7 protein-coding genes are annotated in these 13,916 nt (G+C 47.1%); 3 read left to right on the top strand and 4 right to left on the bottom strand.

Annotated features, from left to right (window positions below; all coding sequences use genetic code 11):
- The first annotated feature begins 196 nt into the window (after positions 1–196).
- The 3 genes from ACO1NU_RS05835 (at position 197) to ACO1NU_RS05825 (ending at position 7,837) form a co-directional block, all read left to right on the top strand.
- Positions 197–3,448: a SusC/RagA family TonB-linked outer membrane protein gene (locus tag ACO1NU_RS05835; protein WP_448817529.1), complete on the top strand. Its 3,252-nt coding sequence runs from the start codon at positions 197–199 to the stop codon at positions 3,446–3,448.
- A gap of 12 nt (positions 3,449–3,460) precedes the next feature.
- Positions 3,461–4,987, top strand: coding sequence for a RagB/SusD family nutrient uptake outer membrane protein (locus ACO1NU_RS05830; protein ID WP_448817528.1), 1,527 nt, complete (start codon positions 3,461–3,463; stop codon positions 4,985–4,987).
- Positions 4,988–5,062: 75 nt separating this feature from the next.
- A complete protein-coding gene (locus ACO1NU_RS05825; RefSeq protein WP_448817527.1) occupies positions 5,063–7,837 on the top strand; it encodes a prolyl oligopeptidase family serine peptidase in 2,775 nt (924 codons plus the stop codon).
- A 96-nt stretch (positions 7,838–7,933) separates the two neighbouring features.
- Here ACO1NU_RS05825 and ACO1NU_RS05820 read toward each other — a convergent pair whose 3' ends face one another.
- The 4 genes from ACO1NU_RS05820 to ACO1NU_RS05805 form a co-directional block, all read right to left on the bottom strand.
- Positions 7,934–10,153, bottom strand: a complete 2,220-nt coding sequence (locus tag ACO1NU_RS05820; protein WP_448817526.1) for a glycoside hydrolase family 3 C-terminal domain-containing protein — start codon at positions 10,151–10,153, stop codon at positions 7,934–7,936.
- An 11-nt stretch (positions 10,154–10,164) separates the two neighbouring features.
- Positions 10,165–10,980 (bottom strand): alpha/beta hydrolase, encoded by an 816-nt coding sequence (locus ACO1NU_RS05815; RefSeq protein ID WP_448817525.1) that lies wholly within the window; start codon positions 10,978–10,980, stop codon positions 10,165–10,167.
- A gap of 85 nt (positions 10,981–11,065) precedes the next feature.
- Positions 11,066–12,397, bottom strand: a complete 1,332-nt coding sequence (locus tag ACO1NU_RS05810) for a DUF5125 domain-containing protein (protein WP_448817524.1) — start codon at positions 12,395–12,397, stop codon at positions 11,066–11,068.
- An 11-nt stretch (positions 12,398–12,408) separates the two neighbouring features.
- Entirely contained in the window at positions 12,409–13,911 is a 1,503-nt protein-coding gene (locus ACO1NU_RS05805) for a glycoside hydrolase family 30 protein (protein WP_448817523.1), read from the bottom strand.
- Positions 13,912–13,916: the final 5 nt, after the last annotated feature.

Genomic DNA, 13,916 nt, shown 5'->3' with positions numbered 1-13,916 from the left:
AGGCACAAGTCGCCTAAGAGCAATGCAAAGACCTCAGATATGTACTGGTTTACAGATTACTACAATACCACAGACCAAACGGGCGGCTTTTACGAGAAAAAAATTATTTGGTTACTTATATTTTCAAAATTGCAATCTTTTATTGTAGACATTAAAAATTTGATACTTTCGCCCGATTAAGCGAAACAAAAAGTAAATGAAAAAACTTTTACACACATTATTTATTGCACTATTGCTACTGGGCACGGCTCAGGCGCAGACGAAAACAATTACCGGGACGGTAATTGATGCTGCAGATGGCATGCCACTTCCAGGAGTGAGCGTGAAACAAAAAGGAACTACTAACGGCACACAAACAGCAGCAAACGGACAGTTCAACCTGCCTATTAAAGGAACCCAGTCGGTCGTTGTATTCACTTACATCGGCTACGAATCCGCAGAAGTTACTGCGACGCCTGGCAAAGCTGTAAAAATCAGCCTGAAAACTGCTGATCAGAGCCTTAATGAAGTAGTCGTTGTAGCCTACGGAACTGCCACTAAAGAATCCTTAACCGGAGCAGTTTCCTCGGTCTCGGCCAAAGACATTGAGAAAAGACCTGTGTCCAGCGTCACAGGAGTTCTTGAAGGATCTTCACCCGGAATTCAGGTAAACAACACCTTCGGACAACCCGGATCAGATGCAACGATCCGTATCAGAGGTTTTTCATCCGTGAATGGAAGCAACGATCCTCTTATAGTGTTGGACGGGGTTCCGTATGGCGGAAATATCTCTGACATCAATCCTAACGATATCGAGAGTATTTCTGTTCTAAAAGATGCAACATCTGCTGCTCTTTATGGTAACCGTGCCTCTAACGGTGTTGTGATCATCACTTCAAAGAAAGGATCTAACAAACGTGGAAGCCTGAATGCCATCATCAACCAGGGTGTTTATACCAGGGGGATTCCTGAATATGAGCGTCTGAATGCGAACGAATACATGGAAACGATGTGGAAAGGCTACCGGAATTCATTGCTGACATCCAATTCTAAAACATATCCTACTGTTGCATCTGCAAATACAGAGGCTTCCAGATCACTCGTATCTGACTATCTGAAATACAACATCTACAACAAACCGGCTAACAAGCTTTTTGATGAAAATGGCAAGCTGGTGGCAGATGCTGCTATTCTTGACGGATACAAGGACGATCTGGACTGGTTTGCACCGATCGAAAGAAAGGGAACCCGGCAGGACTATAATATAAGTGGTGCTACAGCTACTGAAAAAAGTAATCTCTATTTCTCTGGAGGCTATCTGGACGAAAAAGGCTTTGTTAAGAGGTCTGACTTCAACCGTTTCTCAGGAAGGGTCAATGGCGATATTACTCCGAAAGATTGGATCAAGACGGGTTTATCCCTTGCTGGATCACACCAACAATCCAATCAGGTAACAGGAAAGGCCGAAGATGCTGCGTCATACGCGAATCCGTTCATGTATGCACGCCAGATTGCCCCTATTTACCCAGTGCACTTGCATGATCCTGCGACAGGTGAGTATATTCTCGACGAAAATGGCGAAAAGCAGTATGACGGCGGATCGCGATTCGCACGCCCTCAATACACCAGCCGCCACGTGATCTGGGAAAACGAACTCAACAAGGACCGCACATTCAGAAATACGCTGAATGGACAGGCTTATGTAGACATCAATTTCCTGAAGGACTTCACCCTTACACTGAAAGGGGATTTGAATGTTAGGACCAGCGAAAACCAAAGCTACGACAATGCGATCATTGGTGACGGAGCAGGAAACGCAGGCCGCGCAACCCGCGAGATCTACCGCAATAAGAATTATACCGTACAGCAGTTATTGAACTACGGAAAAAATTTCGGAGATCACCGTGTCGACATCTTGGCAGGTCATGAAAATTACTATTTCAACCAGAACTACATGTTCGGTTTCAAGACCAAAGAGACTTTTGCAGGTGCTCCCGAACTGATTAACTTTACAAACATTACCGACCTTTACGATTATCAGGATAATTACAGACTGGAAAGTTTCTTAAGCCGTGCGAAATACAACTATGCCTCCAAATACTTCGCTGAAGCTTCATTCCGCCGTGATGGAACAGCGCGATTCAGCAGAAATACCAGATGGGGTCAATTCTGGTCCCTGGGAGGAAGCTGGATCATCTCGAAGGAAGATTTCATGCAATCTTTGGATGGAAAAGTGGATGACCTGAAATTCAGGGCGTCTTACGGTCAGGTCGGTAACGATGCAAGTGCTAAATATTATGCACATTATGCCTTATACCGTATAGATCAAAATGCAAACCTGGCAGCACTCTATAAATCTCAAAATGCAGCAGAAAATGCAAAATGGGAGTCTCTCGGCTCACTAAGTACCGCCATTGAAGGTCGCCTGTTTAATAAGGTAAACTTCAATGTGGAGTACTTCGACAAAAGATCAAAAGATCTGCTATTCGATGTTAACCTGGCGCTTTCAGCCGGAGCTACGTCAACCACGAAACCAGAATCAACTATCCTGCAGAATATAGGAGTGGTATCAAACAAAGGTATTGAAGTTACTGCAGATGTCGATATCCTGAAGGCCCAGGACCTTCGTTGGAATTTTGGTATAAATGCAACTTTCATCAAGAACAAGATCATTGAGCTTCCTGAGCAAAACAGGGCAAATGGTATTATCAGCGGTACCAAGAAATACATGGAAGGACACAGCGTTTACGACTTCTGGGCATACCAATTCGTTGGGGTTGACCAGATGACCGGAGATGCCTTATACTTACCAGATACCAAGGCCTACAACGTAAGTGAGTCAAACCCGAAAGCTGCGGCTATCCCGGCAGCAAACCTCGTGCAGATTGGAGACCAGTACTACACCAACTTCAGCACTTATGGAGTCAGAGACTGGAGCGGAAGCGCAATTCCTGATGTGTTCGGTAGCTTCAATACCTCTTTATCGGTTAAGAATCTAACACTGTCGGCCCTATTTACGTATTCTTTAGGGGGCAAAACATTGGATTACTCGTATAACTCGCTGATGTCTATGTCGGGGACCGTTAGTGCGCTGCATAAAGACCTATTGAAAGCATGGGATGGCGTCCCAGAAGGGATGACCGCAACATCTGCAAACCGTATTAATCCGGATGGTATCCCGGTGGTTGACTTCGCCAGAAGCAACAGAAATAACCAGGCGCTTTCAACCCGCTTCCTGCAGGATGCGTCCTATCTGGTCGTGAAGAATATTTCATTGAGCTATAATCTTCCAAAGACTTGGATGTCGAGATTGGATGTAAACGGAATGACCGTAAATGCCGGAGTCGAAAACCTGGCAACTTTCACCAAACTACAGGGAATGAACCCGCAGCAGGCATTCAATGGAGTGGCTGACAACGCTTTCGTTACACCTCGCGTATTTTCACTGGGATTGAATATCAAACTATAAGAATTTAAAGTGATGAAGAAAATATTTAAAGTTTACATTTTACTGGCGGCACTGGCTCTTTCCTCTTGTTCGAAAGAGTATCTGGATACCAAACCGACGGATGCCACTGCCACAAGTACCGTTTTCTCAACAACAAAGAATGCTGCTCTGGCAGTAAACGGCTTGGCGAAAATGATGACCCAGCAATACCTGGATAGCCAGGGCTTCAACGGAGAAGGAACAATCAAGATGTACTATGGTAACTACCCTGGTAATCATTTCTTTGTTAACCTTCCGGGCTGGGCGCCCATTATAAACAACACATATAATGAGTCTACTGCCAGTATCTACAACTATTATCCATGGTATTACTACTATAAGATTATAGCTAATGCGAATGCGATCGTAGCCCGCGTAGATGCCGCTCAGGGTCCTCAAGCAGAGAAAGAATTCATTAAGGCTCAAGCTTTAACCTTCCGTGCCTACAGCTATATGATGCTGGCTCAATTATATGGAAACAGATGGAGCGATTCAAACAACGGAGCTTCACAGGGTCTGGTACTGCGACTGGATGAATCTACTGGCGACATGCCGACCTCTACTTTAGGCGAAACCTATTCCCGGATCTACGAAGACCTTAATCAGGCAATTTCCCTGTACACCTCATCTGGCTTAAAGAGAAATAATAACTTTAGCCCGGATATCAGCGTGGCATACGCAACCTACGCAAGAGCTGCACTGAACCGTCAGGATTACGCCGCTGCTGAATCCAATGCAGTGAAGGCACGTGCCGGCTACCCGCTGATGAGCAATGCAGAATACACATCAGGATTCTCTTTACCAACAAAGGAATGGATCTGGAGCAGTTACGGAGCATCTGATGAATCCCTCTATTTCTTTTCATTCTTCTCTTATATCGGGTACAATTCCAGTGCAAGTGCTGTAAGAACATTCCCTAAGATCATCAGCAAAGATCTGTATACCAAAATACCGTCGACAGACATTCGTAAGTCTCTTTTCCTGAATCCTGAAGGGTACACCTACACGATCTCTTCCGGACTGGCTGATGGGGCATTGGCGGCGAAGGCACGCAAGGACTATCCTGCGTTACAATCTGATGCGGCAGTCTACGCCTACATGCAGTTCAAGATCAAGGCCCAGGATCTTCCGGGTGTAGGTCACCTGAACCATTTCCGTTCTGCTGAAATGTATCTCATCGAAGCAGAAGCTAAATATTTTCAGAACAAGCCTGCGGCCGAAATTCAGGCGGTATTGGAGGGATTAAACAAATCAAGTGGTCGCGATCCTCAGTATACCTGCACAAAGACTGGAACGGCTTTACTTGATGAAATCAAAACTTACAGAGCTATTGAGCTTTGGGGCGAAGGATTCGATTGGTTCGATATGAAACGCTGGGGAGACCCGATCGTCCGCAAATCTACTACTAATGGTGGAAACTTCATCGCAGCCTTGGCTATTACCACCAGGCCTGAAGAAAATAACCGGTGGACATGGAAAATTCCGTTGAAAGAAACTGACTTCAATAGCGAAATAAAATAATAATTTCCAATTTTACAGAAGGTCGGGACCACCAAGGCTCCCGGCCTTCTGTTTTTTATAATCAAAGCAAATCATATGAAATTAGGTCTGCTCTTAAGCCTTTGCTTCTCCGGCATGCTTGCGGTAGCGCAAACTCCCAAAAAACCTCTTGATCATGGCGTCTATGACCGCTGGCAGTCCGTCTCGTCTGAAGAAATATCTAAAAACGGGAAATGGGTAGCCTACTCAGTTGTACCCCAGGAGGGAGATGCTGAACTCAGGATTCATTCCCTGAGCGGAAATCATGTTGTGCATGTTCCACGTGTAAAAGAGGCTACATTTAGCGCCAACTCTCAATTTACTATCTTTCTGATCAACCCCTTTTTTCAGGAAGTCCGTACAGCCCGGATAAAGAAAAAGAAGCCTTTCGATATGCCCAAAGACTCCCTCGGCATAGTGGAAAATGGAAAGCCCGGAGTAAAAAAATTTTCAAACGTAAAGTCCTTTTCACTACCCGAACGATCTTCACAGGCTGTAGCGATCCAGCTGCACCCAACAGACAGTACTAAAAAGGCCGGAGCTGACCTGATCATCTACCAGCTGATCACCAAAGCGGAAAAGCGGATCACCAATGTGAAAGAGTTCATCTGGAGTAACAATGGAAAACTGCTGGCCTATATTACTGCAGCTTCTAAAAAAGATTCTACATCCCGCAGTGGCCTATACGTCTATGATACCCCACGCGCAACCACACACCGTGTGTCTGAGGGCCGGAGCGACTACGGCAATCTTGCTTTCGACGAAGCCGGAACACAACTCGCCTTCACCATGGAAACGCGCGTCAAAAAGCCGGATGTGAAGAAACAGGAACTCGGATACTTTACCTTGAAAATGGACAGCGTAAAAGTCCTTGCCGGCAGTGCCACCCCAGGCATACCGAAAGACTGGGAAGTAAGTCCGAACGGAAAAACGACGTTCAGCGCCAACGGCAAAAAACTATTCTTTGGCACCTCCAGGATAGCCACACCTAAAGATACCAGCCTGATCGAATTTGAAAATGCAAAGCTGGACATCTGGAATTATAAGGACGACTACCTGCAACCGATGCAGCTGAAGAACCTCGAAAAAGAATTGAAACGCAGCTTCAGGGCAGTTATCCACCTGGATCAGCCCACCCGCATCGTGCAGCTTGCCGATGAAGATATAACAGAGCTGCAACCCGGCAATGAAGGGAACGCAGACTATGCTCTCGGCTACAGCAATGCCGGACATCGCATATCTACCCAGTGGGAAGGTTCAGGCTATCGCGACATCTACCTGATCTCCCTGAAAGATGGAAGCAAAATCAAAATTGCCGAAGGGATTAAAGATAAACCCGACTTCTCACCTCTTGGGAAGCATGTCGTATGGTACAACCGCCATGACAATAACTGGTATTCCTACAATGTGCACACTAAAAGTCGGAAATCCCTCACAGGCCACCTGAAACAGGCATTTTACGACGAGCAAAACGACGTTCCAGACCAAGCTTCTCCTTATGGCCTCTGTGCATTTGAAGCGGAGGACAAGAGTGTGCTGATCTATGACCGGTACGATATCTGGAAGTTTCCTCTCGAGAACACCGGCGCATACAATGTTACCGCAGGATACGGCAGAAAAAACAAGATCACCTTCCGTTACTACGATCTGGAGAAAAGTCGCACAGACAGATTGAAACCGGATGTCGATATCGTAAAATCTGGTAAAACCTTATACCTCGATGCCTTTAACAACATAACAAAGGAAGCAGGATGGTACAGCACCACCCTTACAGCTAACAACGCTCCGCGAAAGTTAGCTATGGGTCCGGTAGGATATTCACGTCCGTTCCTGCTTTCTGGAAGCTCCCTGATGATCTATCGTAAAGAAAGCTATACCCAGTCACCTGATCTATATGTGTCACGGGCATTCTCTTCCGAACGTCAGCTAAGCAGCATCAATCCATGGCAGAAGGACTATACCTGGGGCACCGCCGAACTCGTCAAATGGAATACGCCTGCCAGCCATTCAGCCGAGGGCGTATTATACAAACCTGAGAACTTCGATCCCAACCGGAAGTACCCGATGATCGTTTACTTTTATGAGAAGGTTACCGACAATCTGAATCGCTATATTCCACCGGCACCAACACCCTCCAGATTGAATATCTCCTTCTTCGTCAGCAATGGCTATCTGGTATTTACTCCGGACATCTCGTATGAAACGGGTTACCCGGGACGATCTGCCGAAGAATACATCAATTCAGGCGTAAACGAGCTGAAGAAAAACAGCTGGGTTGACGGATCCAGGATCGGTATACAAGGCCAAAGCTGGGGTGGATACCAGGTAGCGCATCTGATCACCCGCACCAACATGTATGCAGCGGCATGGGCAGGAGCTCCCGTCGTCAACATGTTCTCCGCTTACGGTGGAATCCGCTGGGAGACAGGGATGAGCAGACAGTTTCAGTACGAAAAAACACAAAGCCGCATAGGTGCTACCATTTGGGAAAAGCCGGAGCTATACAAGGAAAACTCCCCCTTGTTCTTCCTTGATCGGGTTAACACCCCTGTGGCGATCATGGCTAATGATGCCGACGGCGCCGTGCCATGGTACCAGGGAATCGAGATGTTCACCGCTTTAAGACGCCTGAACAAACCGGTTTGGATGCTGAACTATAATAACGAAGCCCATAATCTGGTACAACGTCAAAACCGAAAGGATATCCAGAAGCGCGAACAACAGTTCTTCGATCACTATCTTAAAGGTGCTCCTATTCCTGTTTGGATGGATAAAGGTGTTCCCGCAACAGAAAAGGGAAAGAACTGGGGATTTGATCTGGTGAAACCCTGACACCGGCAGAGCCTCAACGCAAACAGGGCGGATAATCTCTACTAAGATTATCCGCCCTGTTTTATTTTATGGGTGCTCACGCCCCCGGAAGATCCCTTATCGTAAATTGAATCCAACCGTTTGCCGGATATCTGTAGAAGAAGCACCGATCAGTGCCTTGAATTCACCAGGCTCGGCAACCCAGTCGTGCTTGCCGGCGTCAAAGAAGCTCAGGGCACTCTTATCTATCGTAAACTTAACAATCTTCGTTTCCCCTGCTTTCAAACTGACTTTCTCAAAAGCCTTCAATTCCTTAAGCGGGCGGGGGACAGATGACTGTACATCATGAATGTACAGCTGCACAACCTCCTGGCCTTCCCGCTTGCCTGTATTTTTAACAGGGACAGAGAATGTGATCTTCCCATCGGCATTCAAATCTCGCCCGTCTGCGGAAGCTTTTCCATACGCGAAACTGGTATAGCTTAAACCATGACCAAAACTGAAAAGAGGCTTGATCTGATGCTTGTCCGCCCAGCGATAGCCCACAAACAGGCCTTCATTGTATGTTTGCTCGCCTTTTCCGGGATAATCTCCCAACTTATGTGCTCCATTGTCCTCCAGCTTTACAGGAAAGGTAAACGGAAGCTTACCTGATGGATTTACATCACCGACCAATACAGATGCGAGGGCACTACCGGCTTCAGAACCCAGGTACCAGCCCTGAACGATAGACGAAACCTCGTTCACCCATGGCATGGCTACAGCATTCCCTGAGATGATCACTACCGCCAGATTCTTGTTCACCTTTGCTAAAGCGCTGATAAGCTTATCCTGATTATAAGGTAGTCCCAGAGATTTCCGGTCGTTCCCTTCACTATCCTGTCCGTCATTTTTATTCAAACCGCCTACGAAGATGACGAAATCTGCATTCCTCGCCGCATCAAGGGCTTCCTTACTCAACTCTTCTGAAGAACGGGTTTCTACTACATCCCCTGTATTCAAACCATCCTGCGCTTTAGGCTTCTCGCCAACATAGCCTCTTGCAAAAACAAGCTCTGCCTCTTTACCGATCCGGTTTCTGAGTCCCTCCAGTGGGGAGATCTCATACTTGGCCTTCAACGAAGAACTTCCGCCGCCTACAGTCATTACCTTAACCGCGTTCTCCCCGATCACCGCCACGCGTTTTACTTTCGATAGCTGAATAGGAAGCTTGTTATTGGCATTCTTCAACAGCACAATTCCTTCCTGTGCAATCTTCTTCCCTGCCAGGCCATGCTCCGGCGAGCCAAATGATCCGTACGGCCTTTTCGTATTCATGTTCGTACGGAACACCAGTCTGAGGATATTACGTACCTTCTTATCGACCTCCTCTTCTTTCACTTCCCCTGATTTCAACAATTTAAGAAAAGGATTTGCCAGGTAGTAGTTGTCATAAGCGTTGGATGCTCCCTCTGAAAGCCCGTTTGTCCAGGACCCGAATTCCATATCCAAACCATGGTAGATGGCTTGCTTCGTATCGTTGATACCACCCCAGTCAGATACGACTACCCCATCGAATTTCCATTCCCCACGAAGGATGTCATTCAGCAGGAATTGATTCTGTCCTGCCCACTGCCCTTTATACTTATTGTATGCGCCCATTATAGCCCAGGCCTTCCCTTCCTGCACTGCAGCCTTAAACGCCGGCAGGTAGATCTCATATAGCGTGCGATCATCCACGTTGACATTCACGGTGTGACGATCAGTCTCCTGATTATTTAAGGCGAAGTGCTTGACACAAGCTGCGACCCCATTCGACTGAACGCCCTGAATATACGGAACTACCATTCTCGACGCGAGGAAGGGATCCTCTCCCATATATTCAAAATTTCGCCCGTTGAGAGGGGTTCTGTAGATATTCACCCCTGGCCCTAAGAGCACATTTTTATTGCGGTAGCGCGCTTCCTCTCCTATCACCTTCCCGTAAAGAGCAGACATCTCTTTATTCCAGGTGGCGGCAAGACAGGTCAGGGCAGGGAATGCAATACAGGAATCATTCGTCCATCCTGCCTGATCCCACTCGTCCCAAAACACCTCAGCCCGGATCCCATGTGGGCCGTCGGTCATCCAGTTCTCCGGAATTCCCAAACGGGGTACCCCCGCAGAACTAAACTTGGATTGTGCATGAACCATTTTCACTTTCTCTTCAAGCGTCATGCGCGACAAGGCATCTTCAATACGCTCTTCTATAGGTTTCGCTTCATTCAAGTAAACGGGTAAATCTTCCTGCGCTGAAACTTTGGCAGCCAGGCTCACCATTAACAGAAGAGTAAAAAACGGCTTAATAGGCTTAAACATAACTTTCTTTATTATTTAAATTGTTTGATCCATTCCAGCAGAAGACTGCAGCCTGGAGACATAACACTTCCGTGGTCAAAGCCCGGAAGTTCATAGAGCTTAATGTTTTCATTGCCGGCATTTTTTAGAAGCGCAAGCAAGTAAACATTTTCTTCGTAGCGGGACGTGAGCTCAAGTGCTCTGTCGCCCGTGATTAAAAACGTCGGTGGAAGATTAGCTCTGACCAGAGCTAATGGAGCGTACCTGTCTATCACTGGAACCTTCATATCCAGTCCCCGCTCCTTTCGAATAGTGTAATGCGTTGCTGTTTGGGCACTTATTGGTATGAGCCCTTTTATCTTGTCCGCATCAATACCGTGTTTCTGAAGATAAGATTTGTCCATTCCTACCATCAGCGCGAGGTATGCCCCTGCAGAATGACCGGCAACATAGATCTGCGCTGGATCTCCGCCAAATTGCTCAATGTGTTTGAACACCCAGGCAACGGCTTCAGCAGCATCTTCTGTGTAGGCCGGGTTTTTCGCCCGCGGACTGAGGCGATAGTTGACACCCACTACTGCGATTCCCTTGTTCTGTAGTTGAGTGGGAATCTCTTTTTGGGAGCCCTCTAAACCTCCGCCGTGAAACCAGACCACCGTCCGGAATCCCGTTTTGTTCAAGGGATAGTAGACATCCAGATTACAACGCTCTTTCCTGTAAGCATCTGTTTCCTTATTTCCGATGTAAGACACATCTTTCTTTGTAGAATAACGGGCCTCATCGGAAGTTTGAGCGTTTATCCGAATTGTAAACAGCAATAAGAGAAGAATAAGACGATACTTTTTCATAAAATTTATCCAGGTTAACGGGTTAGCAATAGCGTGAGCCGGGCTCTCGTCGCCCGAACTCACGCCGCAAGATAAACACCTTATTCTACTTCTTAGTTACGGTCAATACCGCCTTATCATTCCCGGCACTTAAATCAACAGTTAACACATAGGTTGCACCTGTCTCCAGCGTTTTGCCGGCAACAATGCCCAGGTTCCCTGAGTCTCTGCCGTTGCTGCCATTACCGATGAAGATCAGATCACTTGTCGTACTAATATTGGCGTCTTTAAACTCACCGCCCCAGCCTTTCTGATGGAAAAATTTAAAGTTGATATTGTCGGCTCTGAAGGTAGTTCCGGCAACTCCGCTGATCTGGTACTTCTTATTTCCCATCGGTGCCATACAAAGTGCGTTATCCGTATTCCAACCCACCTGATTCGTGGCAATATCAGGCTTACCAATACCCTCTCCAATGATCCAGACTGCTCCTGTTCCGTCAGGCTGCAAGGTAGCCAGACCCGCACCATTCATGGCTTCCACAACAAGATACTTAAGCGTGAAATTTGCGGTCACACGGTACTTCCCGGTCATCGGCAGGAAGCTCAGCTTACCGTTCGCATCTTTGCTGACGTAATCCGGATCAATAAACCAGCTGCTAAAGTCCTCTATACCATCCACTACAACGTCCTGTCCCTTCGTAAAATTCAGCTCAGCCTTGAACCTGTTATCATCAATCCTGTCCATTACTGTTCCATTTACCGCATAAGCGATGATGAAAGGAGAGGCCTGATAATTGAACGTATTAAATGAAATGGAATATCTTCCGGAAGATGAGTTAGAAAAAGGGATCTCACTCACAGATCCCAATGCCACAGCATTATCTTCCCAGCCAAAGGTCATCTCGTTACCGGCACTCCCCACCTTTGGTGCTTTAATGTAGCCCTTCACGGAGAATGGAAACACTTCATTTGCCGAATATTCATACATATTCAGCCTGTTCATCCGATGTTCACCCGTTGCAGTGACCAGCGTCAGATACGGAAAATCAGGGCGGGTCAACGGCAGATCGATCTCCTTTTCAGAGACCGTCAGGCGGATATTCTGCAGCACCAGCTTCAGCGTCGCTGTTCCGTTAGGAACATTGGCCAGATAGGGAACGTAGATCTTCCCGCTGTACTCGCCATTGGCCTTGGTGCGGATAACCACTTCAGAGACCATCTCCTCGCTATAGAAGAGCTGCGCCTTCAGGGTTGACAGAGGCACCTCTTCGTCGGATACGTCTACTTTAAACTCCAGGCTGTCGCCGAAATGCGCAGTGCTGAACTCTGTCTTTGGTGTTATAAGCGGATTGCCGGGAGCCGTCGTATCTTCTTTCGTACATGAGCCGAAAAGCATTACTCCCAGAGCAAGCATTACGATTCCTATATGTATTTTCATAGTCTTTCTTGTTACTTCCAACGATATGACACAATAGATTTGGACGGCACATCATAGCTGAAGTGCTTCGATCCGTCGCTCAATGTTATTTTCTTAATATCATTGGTATTATTAAGCAATACCAATGCATAGGTATTATCCGGGTTTTTAAATGCGGAATAGGTAACGCCTTCTGCTGAATACCCGCTTGTGCCTATGCGGACGGCACCCGGTTTAACCACTGCCGACAAATGTCCGATCACGTAGTAATGGGAGTTCTTCTTGATGGTCTTGTAATCAGACTTCGCGAGGTCTACAGCACCATAACAGGTCTGGCACCCTCCTGCCCTGTTCGGACCGCGTTCAGTATCCAGCATCAGGTTCCATACGATCACCGCACGGCTCCAGTTATTAATCGTTCCCAGGCCCACCTCTTTCATATCTTCCATCAGGCGGGTTGCAAGGTTCTGCCCGTCGTTCCACGTGCCGATGGATGTTTCAGTGAAGATTAGCTCCTTCTCAGGGCGCTTGTTATGAATATCCGCAAGCTCCGCCTTGTCTCCTCCATAGTTATGAAATGCAGCTCCCGCTATATAGGCTGCCGCAGCAGGGTCTTCATAGATCCTTGCCGGATAGTCGTTTTGAGAGGCAATATCATCATAGTTGTAATTATGATCGAAAACGTAAATCTTCGTGTCCAGCCCGGCAGTCTTAAGCTTCGGTCCAAGCGCCGTCTTCACAAATGCCTGCTGCTCCTCCCAGCTCATGTACAGCGACGCGGAGTTTGCCCGGTTCAATGGCTCATTCTGTGGCGTAATGGCATATATCTTAATCCCGTTCCCAGACATAGCTTGTATCCACTTCACAAAGTAGGTCCCGTAATCCTGATAGTGAGCCGGATTAAGCTGCCCGCTTGTCCATGAGTTGAACGGCTGCAGATCCTTGAGGTTGTTAACTTTCATCCAGCGCGGAGGTGTCCAGGGCGAACCCAGGATCTTGAGCTGCGGATTGATCGCCAGGATCTCCTTCAAAACGGGAATGATATAGCTCTTCTCCTCATTTTGAAGTCCGAAATTCTCGATTCCGGGGGTATCCCAACAGGTGTACTCACTTAATGAAAAATCAGAACACCCGATGGCTATCCGCACATAACTTTGTCCCATTCCCTCCGTTTCTGAGAAAGTTTCCTTCAGGAACCTGGTCCTGTCGGCCTGCGACATCTTCATCAGGTTAAAGCAGGTCGACCCGGTGATGGCAGCACCGAAACCATCCATAGACTGGAAGGTTTGAGTGGGATTCAAGGTGATGGTATTCGGTGACATATTGGATTTGCTGCTGAAATCAATAAACTTCTTTGCAAAGTCCTGCGACCTGGTAGCGGTGGTTACAAAAAGGGTAACATCGCCGCTTGTGGGTACTTCCGGATCTACAGGTTTCTCCGGTTCGCTTTTATCTGTGCCGCAAGCTGTGACGATAGAGCCCAGGAGGCAAAGCGCTAACGCTACGCATTTTAAATTCTGCATGTATTTCTTCATCTTCA

The sequence above is a fragment of the Arcticibacter sp. genome, from assembly GCF_053551015.1.
This window is presented reverse-complemented; position numbering and strand designations above follow the sequence as displayed.